Below are 15,446 nucleotides of genomic sequence, written 5' to 3'. Positions count from 1 at the left end.
AACAGATACAGGGATATGCTAAGCTACCGTCTTTGCCCTTTATAGTATCCTATTCGCTCTTGGGAGCAGGGCCTCGACTCCGCTCGATGGCCAAATTACCCCCCTATTTAATTAGGGACATACCAATATTCCGCTACATTTGTAAAGCTAAATTAATTAACGAAACAGGTTCGACGGATTGAACTAATACCATCAACCTAAACATACCACCTATGAAACGTATTCTATTCCTAACCCTACTTTTTGGCTTCCTTTTCCAGCAAGGGATAGCCTGCACCACCGCAATCATCTCCGGTAAGTACACCAAAGATGGACGCCCAATGATGTGGAAGGTCCGCGATTCGGACTACGCCAAAAACAGCCTGATGTACTTCAACGATGGCAAGTACAGCTACGTTGGTCTAATCAACTCCGAGGATACCGAGGGTAAGCAGGTATGGGGTGGTTCCAACTCTGCAGGATTCTCCATCATGAACAGCGCCTCGTTTAACGTAAACCAAGGCGATACTACATCGAAAAAAGATCTTGAAGGATACTTCATGCATAAGGCTCTTCAAACATGCGCTACGCTGGAAGATTTCGAGGAATTGCTAAAAAGTAATCCTAAGCCAATGGGGTTGGCCGCACACTTTGGTGTTATTGATGCTAAGGGTGGTGCTGCCTTCTACGAGGTAAACAACTACACCTTCACCAAATTCGATGCTAACGATCCTGCCGTAGCGCCCAACGGCTACGTGCTGCGCACCAACTTTTCCTTTACCGGTAAAAAGGATGTTGGCTACGGGTTCGTTCGCTACCAAACCGCCCAGGAGCTGCTGTTCGATGCCGATGGCAAGGGATCGCTCGACTACCAAACGCTAATCCAGAAGCTCTCGCGCTGCTTTAGGAATCCAATTATCAACCGCAACTACCGCACCGAGTACGAGAAGATCCCAGCAGGCGACTACTTCGTTAGCTCCGACGACCTAATCACCCGCAACGGAACCACCTCGGCCATCATCGTACACGGCGTTAAGCCCAACGAATCGCCCGAGCTTACTACCATATGGACCATGGTTGGCTTCCCCAACACCTGCATCGCACTACCTACATGGGTAAAAGGGGGACAAAATCTACCTAAAATGCTGACTAGGGATAACAGCATCGGCAACTCCCCGCTCAACCAAATGGCGCTGCAGCTAATGGAGCAGTGCTACCCCATCAAGCGTTCGGGGGGCGACCGCTACCTTCAAATCTCCAAGCTCATCAACCTCGAGAAAACGGGGTACGTGCAGAAGATTGAAAAGGTTGAGCAGGATATCTTCAGAAGAACCGAGGAAAACCTTACGGCTTGGAGAACGAAAAAGGTAGATGAAAAGGAGATGGTTCTTTTCTACCAGTGGCTGGATAACCTTGTTCAGAAAACCTATACAACAGAGTTTGGAGTAACCGAAAAGTAGAATGTTGATCATGAAAAAACTAGTATACCTATTTGCAATTGCAGCTATTTTATTTGGCTGTAAAAACAATACCAGCAGCAATACAGATAGTAAAGAAAATATTATCCACGTTGGCGTATTCGACAAAAACGGCGATAGCCCCGACTGCATAACCGATGCCCTAGAGGCGCTCCGCATCGACAGCGGCATCGAGGCGCGCACCATCTCGGCGGCCGACATCATGAGCGGCGCTGCCGATGATATCGACGTTTTCCTCTTCCCCGGCGGAAGCGGTAGAAGCGAAACCGGAAGCCTTGGATTGCTCGGTCAGCAGAAAATAATCGACAAGGTAAAGAAGGAAGGGAAAGGGGTAGTTGGCATCTGCGCCGGCGCCTACATTCTTTCCGAAACGCCCGGATATCCCTCGCTTGGACTAAGCGCAGCGCAAGCCATCGACATCGAGCACGACCACCGCGGGCATGGGCTGGTGAAGTTCTCGCTCACCGAAGAGGGCAAGAAGATATTCCCCGAACTAAAGGATAGCGCCATCTACTACTCGCTCTACTACGAAGGTCCTGTGCTGACTCCTGCAAAAGGCTCCAAGTATAGCTATACCCAGTTGGCCACCATGCAAAGCGACGTTCATACCGTGGCTGGCACACCCGCCAACATGACCAACAATCGACCTTTTGTGATTATCACCAACGTGGAAAAGGGAAAGACTGCCTCCGTTGTGGGTCATCCCGAGGCAACGCAAGGCATGCGCTGGATGATCCCTCGCTTGGTGCGTGTTGTTGCCAACAGGGAGCTCGTAAGTTACAAGAGCAACGTTGTTCGCCCCCACATCCACACAAAGGAAATACTTTTTACCGATGATCTTCTTACCAAGCAGGACGAAGCCTTTGGGAAGCTCATCAAGAGTAAGGACGAGAAGCTAACGGCCATGCAGCAGATTGTGGATATGCGGGCATGGTCGGCCAAGAAGTACATCCCCCAAATGGTTCGCGACACCAGCTTCGAGGTTCGCCTCCTTGCCGCCAAGCTAATGGTAGAGCTCGAGCGCCCTGATGCCATTCCCGATCTGCAAGCAGCAATCAAGGTTGAAAAGGATATAGAGAAGAAAAAGCAGCTCCAAAGAGAGCTAATTCTCCTAAAGGAAATGGTTGGTGCAGTGATGTAGATTTAACCAACAACCGCAGTAAAAGCAGTAAAGATAGGGAATGTAAAAAGCCTACTCTTTACTGCTTTTTTATTTGGTTTGCAAAGAGATTTATTTCACTATTTTTGGCGGCGAGTAAAATTACACCACGCTTTATGTTTAAATCGATTTTGCGCACCCGCTTTAAGGGGGTGTTAAGCCTAGCAGGAATCTACATGTCCATAGCTATGGCAACCCGAACCTACCTTCTTTTCTTTTCCCGTGCCGATGTTTCGTGGAACATCTGGAATCTGATAAAGGTATACGCAATGGGCGCCTTCTACGATATCGTCTCGGTAAGCTACATGCTCATCCCGTTTGCCCTTCTGGTAACGCTGCTCACCGATAACGCCTTCTACAAGCGCTGGAGGATGACCTCAGCAATCGTATTCTACACCATACTGATTGCTGCAGCCATATTTGGTGCTTTTGCCGAGTACTTTTTCTGGGAGGAGTTCAGCACCCGCTTCAACTTTATCGCCATAGACTACCTGGTGTACACCTCGGAGGTTACCAACAACATATTCGAGTCGTACAACATACCGCTGGTAGTATCGCTTTGGACCCTTTTCACATCGGCTGTTGCCTCATTGGCCATCCGCAAGAAGCTGTTTACCCCAAGCGAGCGCATCAGCACCACCATTTGGCAACGCCTCAAGGTTGGTAGCGCCTTTATCATCTTTCCATTTATCGCCTTCTTTGCCTTCGGGCAAAATACGGAGAGGTACTTCGACAACCAGTACAACAGCGAGCTGGCTAAGGATGGCGTTTACTCGCTGGGGTCAGCCTACATCAACAACGAGCTCGACTACCACAAGTTTTACGTCAACAACGATGATAAGGCTACCCTTACCGAGCTCCGCAAGCTGTTAGCCACCGACGGTAGCCAGTACACCAGCAGCAACCCCGATGATATCACCCGAAAAATCACCAGCTCGGAAGAGGCAAAGAGCTACAACGTCATCCTGATCTGTAACGAAAGCCTTAGCGCATCGTTCCTTGGAGCGTTTGGCAATACCGAAAAGCTAACGCCCAACCTCGATAGCATCGCCAAGCAGTCAATGCTGTTCACCAACCTGTATGCCACCGGAACCCGCACGGTACGTGGAATGGAGGCTATCACCTTGTCTATTCCTCCAACACCCGGCTCAAGCATTGTACGCCGTCCGGGCAACGAGAGCCTCTTTACGCTGGGCTCTGTCTTTAGCCAAAAGGGGTACGACACCAAGTTCGTTTATGGTGGCTACGGCTACTTCGACAACATGAACTACTTCTTCGGCAATAACGGATTTAAAGTGGTAGACCGTAACTTCTTCACCAAAGAGGAAACCCGCTTTGCCAACGCTTGGGGCGTATGCGATGGCGATCTCTTCAAGAAGGCCATCCAGGAGGCCGACAGCTCGTACGCAGCGGGTAAGCCCTTCTTCCAGTACGTAATGACCACCTCCAACCACCGCCCCTACACCTATCCCGAAAACTGCGTGGATATTCCATCGGGCTCGGGACGCGAGGGAGCCGTTAAGTACACCGACTACGCCATGGGGCAGCTCATCCGCGATGCAAGGAGCAAACCTTGGTTCAAGAATACGCTCATCATCATCGTGGCCGACCACTGCAACAACAGCGCCGGCAAATCGAGCATTAACATAGAGAAGTATCACATTCCATTCATCGTTTATAACCCCAACCTAGTGAAGCCTACTAAGGTGGAAACCCAATGCAGCCAAATAGACGTTGCCCCCACCATCCTTGGCCTAATGGGATGGAGCTACGAGTCCAAGTTCTTTGGTAAGAATATCCTTACCATGAAGCCCGAAGAGCAGCGCGCGTTTGTTGGCACCTACCAAAAGCTCGGCTACATTAAGGGTAATAAGGTGGTAGTGCTGGATGTACAGCGTAGGAGCGAGTTTTTTACCTACGACAAAAACACCAACGACCTAACACCTTCTACCAAAAACAACGCCTTGCTCAACGAAGCAGTAGCTTACTACCAAGGTGCGTATTACCTTTACAAGAATGGGCTAACCAAAAAGCCTATATAAGAATATCCAATAGGAACTTACAATCGTTCGCAAAAAGGAAAAGCGTAGCCAATATTAGCTACGCTTTTCCTTTAACAATGTTTACGTATAATAAAATGCTTTATGAAAGATATTCTTCGAGCTTTTTAAAAGCATAGGTTGTTTAGAAGTAGAAAGTGCTCTACAACCAAAACCGAGAGCCAAGATGAAAAAGGGGATCTTTCTTCTGTTAATTACCTTCTTATCGCTAAGCCTTTCTGCTGAGAATCGAAAGGCTCCGCTTCTACTTTCATCCACCAACCACTTTATACTGATATCACAAATCAGCAATAGCACAGCACAAGTTATTAACGAACAATCCAAACCCACTCTAGCCAACGAAAATTCCTCGAATTGGAATCAAGTAGCCAAAAATGCCATATTACTACTAGCGCTTTTGCTTAGTGGTTCCCTGATTTTAGTACTTCTAAGAACTCGAAGAGAGGGAAAGAAAACTAAAAAAGACCTTTTAGCACAAATAGAACAGCTCAAAGGAGAGGTTGAAAGCTTAAGGAAAAGCAACAAGTCAAAAGAGCGCATGTTCTCAATTGTTGCACACGACCTACGAGGTCCCTTAGCAACCCTAAAAAACATCCTCGACCTTCGAGAATCAAGAGATCTCTCAAAGGATGAATTCGATGAAATACTTCCACTAATGAGCAAGGAAGTAAGCCGATCACTTGAGCTTACCGAAGAAATACTCTCTTGGGCAAAAAGCCAAATGAGCAACAACCACATCTGCTTGACAAAGGTTAACCTATACCAGATTCTCGAAGATCAGGTAAGCCAATTCGAGTCAGCCGCCAAATCGAAAGGCATCGCGCTAATGGTTCAAAAAGTTGATGGCGAATGTGTCGCCATTGCAGATATAAATATGCTCAAAACAATAGTACGAAACCTACTTGCCAATGCAATCAAGTTCTGCCGAAATAACGATCGCATTACCCTAAGCGCTCAAAAAAACGGTAAGGCAACCCTCATAAAAGTTTCGGATACCGGCATCGGAATGTCTCCCGAAAACCTGTCCAAGCTATTCGGCACTGCTTCGATAACTACAAAAGGAACCGCCAACGAGAAAGGATCTGGACTGGGCCTCACCCTCTGCAAAGACTTTGTCGAAAAAAATAACGGTAAAATATGGGCAGAGAGCGAACTTGGCAAAGGCAGTACCTTCTACTTTACGCTACCCCAACTGTAGCTTCGTAGCACTTTTAACTTTTCTGACATAAAAAAGCAAATCCTTTTACATATATTTATCGCTCGAATCTAGTCATATAGAGCGAGCTATCGCATGAGATTCTACCTACATTAACAAAAACGGATACTATGAAAGCTCTACTAATTATTGATATGCAGGTTGGGCTATTTACCCCATCTACTCCCCGATACGATGCCATAGGTGTAATTAGCCGGATAAATGCCCTATCTGAAAAGTTTAGAAAATCCGGATACCCCGTTGTCTTTATTCAACATGATGGAAGCAACCAAGACTACCTTTACCCTAGCACTCCCGATTGGGAAATTCTTCCATCCATAATTCAGAAGCCCAAAGACATTGTTGTTGAAAAAACAGCCAACGATGCCTTCTACAATACTACCCTGCAAAACGTTTTAGAAGCAAAAGGCATAACCGAACTCGTAATAACCGGTTTTGCTACCGATTTTTGTGTCGACACTACTATCCGATCTGCTTTGGGTAAAAACTACAAAATAACGGTCGTTGAAGATGGTCATACAACCGGCAACCGTCCACATCTTGATGCCCAAACCGTTATCATGCATCACAACTGGATTTGGAGCGAGCTATCACCCACCACTCATAAGCTACACGTCAAACCTTTTGATGAGGTAGTTGTAGAAATATAGCCTTAAGGTAATCGGGTTAACTCTAATACTATCTTTTCATGCTCAGGGTATGCTTTTATAAGCTTTGACCTATCTGCCAGCTCAAAATCAGCAAAGTCAAAACCAGGAGCCACAGTACAGCCTACTAGGGCAAAACCTTCGTCTACAACACGCGAAGCAAACCAGCACCCTTCAGGAACAACCTGTAAAGGACGCTCTCCCTTTTCGAAATCTGTTCCTAGCTTAAGGATCTCCAATGTTCCTTTAGGGTGAATTACGACTATTTCGAGGCTAACTCCTTTGTAGTGATGCCAAAGTTCATCCGACTTAATACGATGGAAAGCCGAAAAGTTTCCCGTCTCCATCAGAAAGTAAATAGCGGTGCTCACCGAACGGCTTCCACCACAAAAACGATGGTGAAGGCATTCTTCCTCAATTTTGTCTGTCGATCGGTACACTTCCCGGTAGTAACCTCCTTCGGGATGAGGTGTCAGCTGTAGCTGTCGTATAAAGTCGTCTGCGATTGCCATAATTTCATGTTTTATCGTTAACTAAAAACGACGATGTTATCCCTAACGCAAATTTAAAAAGGAGGTTACCAATCCGGCAACCTCCTCTTCCTTTATTTACTTATAAAATCTTCTTAACAGAACCTTTTGCAGCTCACGCTCAATAATCTTATGCGCCAGCTCTTCCTCTAGGCTACCTTCTACCTTTTGCCTTAAAACTCCTGCCACATTAATATCAACCTGGTACAGCAGATTCTTAAGCCGACTGGTATCGCCAACCCCAAGCGCTACAATATGGTTGTACACTTGTACATAGAGTTCTTCGTAAGCACGAGGAATATCGTTGCTAAAAGAGATGGACATACCCCACATCCCAAAATCTTTTTCGAGCTGCTTAGCAACATCTACTACAATCTCTTCGCGAAGCAGCGCATCCTCCATTTGCTCCTTCGTTATTATCCCAAAAGTACCACTCCTTTTAGGATTCTTTTCCATCTAGGTTCACGTTGAAAATGAGCGCCTCTGTCTGCAACAGCGTTTTGCGCTTATCTTTCTTAGGCGAATATACATACGCCTTGATGGTGAGCACCATGTCCCTTTCCTTCCAGTAGGTAGAGTAGCTAATAAACGGACCTCCCATGAAGTCGTTCTTCACATCCCAGAAGCCGCGCGTGCGGTACCAAGTGCGTCCCTTATAGGTAAGCTTTTCTACTTTAGGAGCAACGGTTTTACCAACTACCATAAAGCTTCCATCGCTTGGTCCTGGTACAAACTGCTTTGTGAAGCCATCGGAAATCTTGCTCAGATTTTCCTCGGTGAAATCCGATTCGCCGCTATACTTGCTGGTATAAATTAGTAAGCCTTGGCTCGAGAGGTTAGTCTCCAGCGATATCCACATAAAGTCGGGCTTGCTAGTGCGAAGCTGATATCCGCTAGGAAAGAAGATGTCAAACCCAAACTTTTCCTTAACAGCAGCAGTAATGGAGGCTTCTGCCTTCGATTTGGCCAACTCGGCATAGCGATCCTTTTCGGTTTGATCCAGAATCTCCCTTAACCGATCAGCATTTTCCTTTATGTAAATTGCAGCGGCTTCGGCAGTAGGAGCCGCAACGTTTACTACAACCTGCGACGAAGCATAAACGTCGGTTTGAATGACAAACTGAGGCTTGGTAAACTTTGGGTCTACTTTCGTAATAATAAGATTCCGAAATTTTTGAGCCGTTGATGCAAAAACATCCTTGGTTACATGGGATAGGTTAAAGTAAGGCTCTATTTGTGGAAGGTATGGATAAGGACCTGTGAGTACCTCACGGTATACATTTCCCAGCTCTCCCTTCCAGCTCTCTTCGTTAATCACAACCAATACATCACAAATAGCCCCTGCTGGACTCGGAAGCATTGTTTTTCCCTTCTTGGTTTCCTTACATCCTGTAAATAGGGCTAGGATGGTAAAGACAATCAGTATGCATTTTTGTAATCTCATAGCGGTAGGTTTAATTATTGCTTGAAATTAACGAAATAATTTTATTATATCGTTCCCATTTGCATAAATAAGTAATGCTAAAAGGATTACCATTCCTACAATCTGGGCATACTCCATAAACTTCTCGCTGGGCTTACGACGGGTAACCATCTCGTAGAGCAAGAACATAACATGTCCTCCATCCAGTGCTGGAATAGGCAGAATATTCATTATAGCAAGAATAATAGAAAGGAATGCCGTCATTTCCCAAAAGGCTCCCCAATCCCACGATCCTGGAAATATTTTACCAATGGCAATAAAACCACCTAACGACTCGTATGCCTTTGTTTCAGGTTTTACAATCAGCTTTAGCTGCTGAACGTACTTAACAGCCTTGTCTATACCATGGTCTATTCCGGCAGGAATAGACTCCCAAAAACCGTACTCAATTTTGCTAATCTTAAACTGCTCGTAAGTTGTAAACATCGTTCCTATTAAACCTTGGCTATTTGGAACAATGCTAAAGCTAACGGTATCGTTACCGCGCAAAGCCGCTACTGTAATTTTTTTGTTCTTATGAGCAGCAAAGTAGCTCTTAAACTCATCGACATACTCAAACGTGGATGTATCTGCTTTTATAAACCTATCGCCAGCCTTTACCCCAGCAGCCTTTGCGGGCATACCATCAGCAACATCGGCAACGATGTACTTTACACGAGGACCGAACATCCCTTTTGCTTTAAGGATTTCGGGAACAAACTTTGGGCTAATGGCAACATTAACCTGCTTTCCATCACGTTCAACCAGTACATTCTTCACCTCATTGAGGACGATGTCCCCCTGAAGCGTTGCTATATTTTCGAGAGGTTTTCCATCCAACGAAATAATCTTATCGCCATTGCGGAATCCTATGCGCTGAGCCAAGCTGTCGGCCTGAATACCATAGGTTACATCTTTATTGGCAACGTACTCTTCGCCCCATGTGTAAAGAACTGCGATGTAGATAACCAGCGCTAGTAGAAAGTTTACCAGAACTCCACCAATCATAACCAGCAAGCGCTGCCACGATGGCTTTGCACGAAATTCCCATGGCTGAACAGGCTCTTTCATCTGCTCCTTATCCATGCTCTCGTCAATCATACCGGCAATCTTAACGTAGCCCCCCAATGGAAGCCAACCAACACCGTACTCAGTATCCCCCTTTTTAAACTTAAACAGCGAAAACCAAGGATTGAAGAATAGGTAGAACTTCTCTACACGGATTTTGAAAAGCTTAGAAAAGAAAAAGTGGCCTGCCTCGTGGAGCAGCACTAGGATCGAAAGGCTTAATAGTAGCTGTGCTACCCTTACAAGTATTTCCATTTTTTATCGAATTAGCGATGTTGTTAGCGTCCTCACTGCGGTATCGGTTTCGCAGTAGTCGGCCAGTGTTGGTTTTTGGACAAAAGATGCCCTGCACATAACCTTCTCGATGATGTCCGACATCTCTAGGAACCCGATCTTCCCCTTTAAAAAGGCTTCGACCACCACCTCGTTAGCGGCATTTAGGATACAGGGCATATTTCCCCCTTGTCGCATGGACTCGTAGGCAAAAGCAAGATTTCGGAACTTGCCGGTATCGGGTTCTAAGAACGTTAACGTACTGTAGTCTTTAAAATTTAGGCGCTTAAAGTCTGTTTTTACCCTATCAGGAAAGGTAAAGGCATACTGAATGGGAAGCTTCATGTCGGGTAACCCCATCTGCGCCTTTATGGACGAATCTTCGAACTGTACCATCGAGTGGATGATCGACTGTGGGTGTATCACCACGTCAATCTGGTCGGGGGTCACCCCAAAGAGCCATTTGGCCTCTATCACCTCAAACCCCTTGTTCATCATCGATGCCGAATCGATGGTAATTTTCGCCCCCATGCTCCAGTTCGGATGCTTTAAGGCATCAGCACGGGTGACGGTTTTCAGCGTATCAATGTCGGTATGAAGGAATGGACCACCCGACGCGGTAAGTATAACCTTATCTATAGGGCTCAGCTCGCCAACCAAGCATTGGAAAATGGCAGAGTGCTCCGAATCGACCGGAATTATGGGCACCCTATTCTCCTGCGATAGAGCGGTTATCAGCTCGCCTGCAACAACTAGGGTTTCCTTGTTGGCAAGAGCAATTACCTTTTTCGATTTAATGGCATTGATGGTGGGCATTAAACCCGAGTAGCCAACCATAGCCGTTAGCACCACATCAATGGTCTCCATTTCTACGATCTGCTCTATAGCCTTAGATCCGGCATACACCTTAATCGGATAGCGGCTAAGCGCATCAGCCACCATCTGGTACTTTGCCTCATTACCGATAACAACTGCGTTTGGCTGGTATCTTACGGCTTGCTCTATAAGCAGCTCTATACTATTATTGGCCGTTAAAACTTCTACCTCAAATAGGTCAGGATTTGCCTCAATAACCTCAAGGGCTTGCGTACCTATCGAGCCGGTTGAGCCAAGTATTGCAATTCTCTTCTTAATCATCACCTAAAAAATAACGTAGTGCTGTGGGTTAATCGGTACTCCGTTAAACCAAAGCTCAAATAGGAGCTGAGCCGTATTTTTCTGCTCGCTTCTTGTTCCCACCACGGCTATAGCCTCACCAGCACGAACTTTCTCACCAACCTTCTTCATAACCTGCGAGTTGTACTTATAGGCTGATATCAGGTTGTTGCTATGCTGTATAACGATGCTATACCCAAACTCCATGCTCCATCCGGCGCTAACCACCGTTCCCTCTAGGGTTGCCAGCACCAGCTCGTTAGGCGCCACCGAAAGCACTACGCCCAGCTGCCCTGCTTGGCTGTTAAACGGCTTTAGCACTTTCCCCTTCACGGGTGTATAGAAGCGAATGCCCGAAATACCTTGCGTCTTCTTGGCCTTATCAAAAACGGCCAGCTTATACTTTTCGGCAGCTTCCACCTCGGCTCTGAACTTCGAATCCTCCTCCGATCGGCCCAAATCCAGGTTTTTATACTTCTTTGTCGTATCGGGTTTGCTCTCGATAACCTCGGTAGGCTTCCCCGAAAGAACCCTATTGATGTTATCAAGATGGCGCTGCCACATGGTTAGCTCACGCTCGAGCGAATCAACCTTTAGCGCATTGGCAACAATAGTCCTACGGGTATTTTTGTCGGGATAGCCGGGTATAAACTCGCGCAGCGGAGTGAACGAAATAAGAATGGTTACACCAAATATTATCAGGATTATCAGCGAGCCAAAAACAAGCAGCACATTCATTCGCGATAGACGAAGGAACCAAACCTCTTCAAGATTGGAATCGTTATAGATGCTTAAACGGTACTTATGGTGCAGCTTGGTGATCAGCTTCTTCTTTTTGCTCTCGGCCATTGTAGGGTTATGTTGAAGACCACAAATATATAAGATTTAAGCGTACTATGCGCAAAAAGCCGAAAGGCGAACATTACGTTTCCAATCGGCTACCCAGAAGCTCATTCGCAGCTTAATCCACAACGGCTACATCAACGGTCTCGCTCTCCCACAAGCCATGCTTGGTGCAAACGGCCATTGCAGTAAGGTTCATGGTCATCTTAGGAACAACATAAAAATCAACCTCTACATGGCCTGGCTGATTTCCCATTGCACCGGGCATAAAGTGCACCTGCGCAAGTAGCGTCTCCCTATTCCAAAGCTGGATAGTGCTAATGTAGTGGTCGTAGTCGTCGGGATGTACGTACTGATCGCCCAAGGTTACCTTTACCTTTAGCTTCTCGTTGCGCTTAGCTTGGCGCTCGCATATTACATAGGGCGTATGGCGGTCAAAGTAGTCCTTACGGCACTCCTTCTCTTCCGTACTGATGTCAACAGGTTTAAATACTAATGGCATAGGACAATTCTGTTTTATTCCACGAAGTTACAGCTTAGTTTCCAAATAGAACAAGAGCCATTCACAATTATAGCAAACATATTTTTTAGAAAACCCTTGCAGAATCGAAAAAAGGAATTACCTTTGCAGAGCAATTGAGAAACACGAAAGCAATACAACTTAAGATATTATATTGCGGGATGGAGCAGTTGGCAGCTCGTTGGGCTCATAACCCAAAGGTCACAGGTTCGAGTCCTGTTCCCGCTACTAGAAAGCCTTCAGAGAAATCTGAAGGCTTTTTCTTTTCCCATTCGCCCGATAAGCATAGGCCATATGCGGCATCGATATTCGACCCTTATATCCATACCTTATTCGCGACGACCCACCAACTCACAAGGCCGCATCTCCTTTGTTCCTACGAGAAACAGGCCCAACCATTCAGGTACTCGCAAAAAATATTCAGGTACTCACGAATTTCTTTCACTTACTCACGACTACGTTGTACACACTCACAACTTTATTTTACATACTCACGACTGCGTTGTACATACTCAGAACTTTATTTTACCTACTCGCGACTACACTGTTCGTACTCGCAACTTATTTTCACATGCTCACTACTACGTTGCGCACTTCTGCTATGCTTCCTCTAGAATCCATTACTACGACAAACCTATACACCTCTAGCCCCCACAAACTGGCCTCTACGCCTACAAAACCGCCATCCAAAGCTGCTGCAAGAGCACCTTTCTGCCCCAATAGCTCCCTTGCACAAGCACATTTAGCAGCCCAACTACGAACATTAGCGCTACAACGAACAACGAACCAAATAATCTTATACATTTACGCAGGCGGGTCTCTGCCAAGCACACCGATCGGCCCACGTTTTAACCCTTCGTAGCGATCCATATGAAGAAGCTCCTACTTCCTGCTCTGCTCGTTGCCATGGCCTACAGCAGCAGCGCACAAGCCTTCCTTCAAGGTCTTAAAGCATCCCCCGATAGCTTAAGGAAGCACATATACGTTTTGGCTTCCGATAGCCTAAAAGGACGTAAAACCGGCAGCATCGAACAACGAATTGCGGCAACCTACATTGCCGATAAGTTTAGGGAGGCCGGACTTAGCCCCATCAACCCAGGTAGCGCAGAGCCGTTCTTTCAATCCTTCGAACTATACTCATCCCCTTTCGACTTTAGGAATGCTTCAGTAAAGATTAAGGATTCTTCAAGAAAGATCTACTTTTTTAGCGACATAATGCCGCTATCGGGAGATGGCATTGGCAACACCTCTATAATTCCCTACTTCGGTTCTGTAGAAAATAGGGAATCGGACAGCGCTTGCTATGCCCCTGTAGTGGCAGCCAAATCGATCGACGAAGGGTTGAACAGGATAATCCAAACCTGTAATGCAAGGCAAGAAGAGGTTAAGGGCACCTTTCTCCTCGTTCTCCCAACAAATGAGGTCACAGAGCTCAATCGTAGCCGATTTGCCTTTGCTTCTCCGCTCATGCAAAAAATAAGTAGGTCAGGAGATACGCTATTCTACACGTCCACTTCAAATCCCATATTGCCCAACCAAAATAGCTACTACAGCAAGGTATTGCCCTTCCTTGCAAGGCATCCAAAGGTTGACATTCTTTTAACCGACGAAATCTTACTTAAAAAACTTTTTGCCAAAGAAGCGCTTAAGGAATACCCCCATGTAAAAGGAACTCTAGTTGGAAAGGCATTAGAGATTAGCGGCAGCCTACCAGCCGACAGGCTCACAAAGGTTCAAACCGAAAATGTTGTTGGGGTATTTGGTGGCGCTAATAAGAAGGACGAAGCCGTAGTCGTATGCGCGCATTACGACCATATTGGCACAGCAATTTCTCATACCAAATTCGCGGATAACATGGCCGATAGTATTTTTAACGGTGCAGACGATAATGCATCGGGAACAGCAGCAGTGCTAGAAATCGCTCGCCTACTACAGTTGGCCAAAAGCACCGGTCATGTACCTAACCGAAGCATAATTTTGGTGGCATTTACCGGCGAAGAGATCGGACTATACGGATCGTACTACATGATCAACAACCCCATCATCCCGCTTAAAAAAACAGCAGCGGTTGTAAACATCGACATGATCGGACGGTCTAACCAGAGCCATTTCGATTCCGATATGTATGTATATCCCATTATTCTAGGAAATTTTGATGGTAGCCCAGAGCAACACCTTAAACAAAGCGCCCAAATGGCAAAAATTGGTATATCAGATCCTATTTCTGAAAGAGAACTGGACTTATGGACGCATGGCTCCGACCATGACATGTTTGTAAAAGCAGGAATACCCTCTATCGTTATCACGACTGGCGAACATGCCGACTACCATACTCCTGCCGACGAAGCCAGCATAATTAACTACCCCCGAATGGAACGTATTACTAACTTCATCTTTTATAGCCTTTGGAAGCTCGCCAATCAGTAACCTTTTCTCGTATAGTTACAAAATCATCATCAAAAAGGGGTTTGAGCACTGGGATAAATAGGCATTTTCAGCATAACACAAATTAAGATCTTCCCATAAACACTACGCAATACGGCCTGTTCTAACTCTTATAAAAATAGAGCCATGAATAAGCTTTCCAGCCTTTACGATGAAATAAGAAACTACGAGAAAAACCTTGTAAAGCCATGTCTTATTACAAAAGACACAGACTCTTCCTTTGAGGTTTGGATATCTAAAGGGAACTCGAGCATTTTCTTTAGCAGCATTGTTCTACTTCCCGATCGGCTAACAATAAAGTTCAACCCCAACATCATCAAGGATACATTCGACTACATCCCCAACAGCAGCACAAAGTACGAATATCAGGTTACCGAAACTGATATCGAAAGGAACATTGACAGCCGTATAAAGCGCACCATCCTCGACGTGCTCCTTTTTGCCCGCAACAAAAGCTAACCCCGCATCAGAACCGCTTCAAACAAGGCATAAAAAAAGCCCCCGATCTAATGATCGGGGGCTCTATAGGTTTGGCGGCCACCTACTCTCCCGCTTGGTGTAGCAGTACCATCGGCGCTGGCGGGCTTAACGGCCCTGTTCGGAATGGGAAG

15 protein-coding genes, 1 tRNA gene and 1 rRNA gene are annotated in these 15,446 nt (G+C 46.0%); 8 read left to right on the top strand and 9 right to left on the bottom strand.

From position 1 onward, the window contains the following. Positions 1-212 precede the first annotated feature (212 nt). From CLV25_RS06565 to CLV25_RS06545, 5 genes are all read left to right on the top strand, one after another. The gene (locus CLV25_RS06565; RefSeq protein WP_131838840.1) at positions 213-1,439 is read left to right on the top strand and encodes a C45 family peptidase; all 1,227 of its coding nucleotides are present in this window, start codon (positions 213-215) and stop codon (positions 1,437-1,439) included. 10 nt (positions 1,440-1,449) lie between these two features. After that, positions 1,450-2,598 (top strand): biofilm PGA synthesis protein PgaB, encoded by a 1,149-nt coding sequence (locus tag CLV25_RS06560; RefSeq protein ID WP_131838839.1) that lies wholly within the window; start codon positions 1,450-1,452, stop codon positions 2,596-2,598. Positions 2,599-2,732: 134 nt separating this feature from the next. Then, on the top strand, positions 2,733-4,658 hold the full coding sequence (locus CLV25_RS06555; RefSeq protein WP_131838838.1) for an LTA synthase family protein: 1,926 nt from the start codon (positions 2,733-2,735) through the stop codon (positions 4,656-4,658). Between the two features lie 184 nt (positions 4,659-4,842). Continuing rightward, positions 4,843-5,874, top strand: a complete 1,032-nt coding sequence (locus CLV25_RS06550; RefSeq protein ID WP_131838837.1) for a sensor histidine kinase — start codon at positions 4,843-4,845, stop codon at positions 5,872-5,874. A gap of 128 nt (positions 5,875-6,002) precedes the next feature. Then, positions 6,003-6,542: a cysteine hydrolase family protein gene (locus tag CLV25_RS06545; protein ID WP_131838836.1), complete on the top strand. Its 540-nt coding sequence runs from the start codon at positions 6,003-6,005 to the stop codon at positions 6,540-6,542. A 2-nt stretch (positions 6,543-6,544) separates the two neighbouring features. Here CLV25_RS06545 and CLV25_RS06540 read toward each other — a convergent pair whose 3' ends face one another. The 7 genes from CLV25_RS06540 to CLV25_RS06510 form a co-directional block, all read right to left on the bottom strand. Then, the gene (locus CLV25_RS06540; RefSeq protein WP_131838835.1) at positions 6,545-7,051 is read right to left on the bottom strand and encodes a cupin domain-containing protein; all 507 of its coding nucleotides are present in this window, start codon (positions 7,049-7,051) and stop codon (positions 6,545-6,547) included. A 96-nt stretch (positions 7,052-7,147) separates the two neighbouring features. Further along, complete coding sequence (locus CLV25_RS06535; RefSeq protein ID WP_131838834.1) at positions 7,148-7,525, bottom strand: hypothetical protein; 378 nt, start codon at positions 7,523-7,525, stop codon at positions 7,148-7,150. Next, entirely contained in the window at positions 7,509-8,513 is a 1,005-nt protein-coding gene (locus CLV25_RS06530; RefSeq protein WP_131838833.1) for a DUF4837 family protein, read from the bottom strand. The genes CLV25_RS06535 and CLV25_RS06530 overlap by 17 nt, the downstream gene beginning before the upstream one ends. Before the next feature lie 27 nt (positions 8,514-8,540). After that, positions 8,541-9,854: an RIP metalloprotease RseP gene (gene rseP, locus CLV25_RS06525; RefSeq protein WP_131838832.1), complete on the bottom strand. Its 1,314-nt coding sequence runs from the start codon at positions 9,852-9,854 to the stop codon at positions 8,541-8,543. A gap of 3 nt (positions 9,855-9,857) precedes the next feature. Further along, positions 9,858-11,009, bottom strand: coding sequence for a 1-deoxy-D-xylulose-5-phosphate reductoisomerase (locus tag CLV25_RS06520; protein ID WP_131838831.1), 1,152 nt, complete (start codon positions 11,007-11,009; stop codon positions 9,858-9,860). 3 nt (positions 11,010-11,012) lie between these two features. Then, positions 11,013-11,876, bottom strand: a complete 864-nt coding sequence (locus CLV25_RS06515) for a murein hydrolase activator EnvC family protein (RefSeq protein ID WP_131838830.1) — start codon at positions 11,874-11,876, stop codon at positions 11,013-11,015. 112 nt (positions 11,877-11,988) lie between these two features. Beyond that, positions 11,989-12,372, bottom strand: coding sequence for a desulfoferrodoxin family protein (locus CLV25_RS06510; protein WP_131838829.1), 384 nt, complete (start codon positions 12,370-12,372; stop codon positions 11,989-11,991). Between the two features lie 173 nt (positions 12,373-12,545). Here CLV25_RS06510 and CLV25_RS06505 point away from each other — a divergent pair. After that, positions 12,546-12,618, top strand: a tRNA-Met gene (locus tag CLV25_RS06505). A gap of 339 nt (positions 12,619-12,957) precedes the next feature. Here the strand turns inward: CLV25_RS06505 and CLV25_RS06500 are convergent. Beyond that, positions 12,958-13,194 (bottom strand): hypothetical protein, encoded by a 237-nt coding sequence (locus CLV25_RS06500; RefSeq protein ID WP_131838828.1) that lies wholly within the window; start codon positions 13,192-13,194, stop codon positions 12,958-12,960. Between the two features lie 66 nt (positions 13,195-13,260). Here CLV25_RS06500 and CLV25_RS06495 point away from each other — a divergent pair, with 66 nt between their 5' ends. Beyond that, complete coding sequence (locus CLV25_RS06495) at positions 13,261-14,817, top strand: M28 family metallopeptidase (RefSeq protein WP_131838827.1); 1,557 nt, start codon at positions 13,261-13,263, stop codon at positions 14,815-14,817. Positions 14,818-14,961: 144 nt separating this feature from the next. Next, positions 14,962-15,294: a hypothetical protein gene (locus CLV25_RS06490; RefSeq protein WP_131838826.1), complete on the top strand. Its 333-nt coding sequence runs from the start codon at positions 14,962-14,964 to the stop codon at positions 15,292-15,294. Positions 15,295-15,363: 69 nt separating this feature from the next. Here the strand turns inward: CLV25_RS06490 and rrf are convergent. Further along, positions 15,364-15,446 (bottom strand): 5S ribosomal RNA (gene rrf, locus CLV25_RS16215); the annotation flags it as partial.

The organism is Acetobacteroides hydrogenigenes, from assembly GCF_004340205.1.
Lineage (GTDB): Bacteria > Bacteroidota > Bacteroidia > Bacteroidales > ZOR0009 > Acetobacteroides > Acetobacteroides hydrogenigenes.
The sequence above is the reverse complement of the archived record's forward strand: the minus strand, read 5'-3'. Positions and strand labels throughout refer to the sequence as shown.

Coding starts and splice junctions, on each gene's coding strand:
- CLV25_RS06515 (WP_131838830.1), bottom strand. CDS start 11,876: ATGGCCGAGAGCAAAAAGAAGAAGCTGATCACCAAGCTGCACCATAAG.
- CLV25_RS06530 (WP_131838833.1), bottom strand. CDS start 8,513: ATGAGATTACAAAAATGCATACTGATTGTCTTTACCATCCTAGCCCTA.
- CLV25_RS06545 (WP_131838836.1), top strand. CDS start 6,003: ATGAAAGCTCTACTAATTATTGATATGCAGGTTGGGCTATTTACCCCA.
- CLV25_RS06540 (WP_131838835.1), bottom strand. CDS start 7,051: ATGGCAATCGCAGACGACTTTATACGACAGCTACAGCTGACACCTCAT.
- CLV25_RS06555 (WP_131838838.1), top strand. CDS start 2,733: ATGTTTAAATCGATTTTGCGCACCCGCTTTAAGGGGGTGTTAAGCCTA.
- CLV25_RS06510 (WP_131838829.1), bottom strand. CDS start 12,372: ATGCCATTAGTATTTAAACCTGTTGACATCAGTACGGAAGAGAAGGAG.
- CLV25_RS06535 (WP_131838834.1), bottom strand. CDS start 7,525: ATGGAAAAGAATCCTAAAAGGAGTGGTACTTTTGGGATAATAACGAAG.
- CLV25_RS06550 (WP_131838837.1), top strand. CDS start 4,843: ATGAAAAAGGGGATCTTTCTTCTGTTAATTACCTTCTTATCGCTAAGC.
- CLV25_RS06490 (WP_131838826.1), top strand. CDS start 14,962: ATGAATAAGCTTTCCAGCCTTTACGATGAAATAAGAAACTACGAGAAA.
- rseP (WP_131838832.1), bottom strand. CDS start 9,854: ATGGAAATACTTGTAAGGGTAGCACAGCTACTATTAAGCCTTTCGATC.
- CLV25_RS06565 (WP_131838840.1), top strand. CDS start 213: ATGAAACGTATTCTATTCCTAACCCTACTTTTTGGCTTCCTTTTCCAG.
- CLV25_RS06495 (WP_131838827.1), top strand. CDS start 13,261: ATGAAGAAGCTCCTACTTCCTGCTCTGCTCGTTGCCATGGCCTACAGC.
- CLV25_RS06560 (WP_131838839.1), top strand. CDS start 1,450: ATGAAAAAACTAGTATACCTATTTGCAATTGCAGCTATTTTATTTGGC.
- CLV25_RS06520 (WP_131838831.1), bottom strand. CDS start 11,009: ATGATTAAGAAGAGAATTGCAATACTTGGCTCAACCGGCTCGATAGGT.
- CLV25_RS06500 (WP_131838828.1), bottom strand. CDS start 13,194: ATGTATAAGATTATTTGGTTCGTTGTTCGTTGTAGCGCTAATGTTCGT.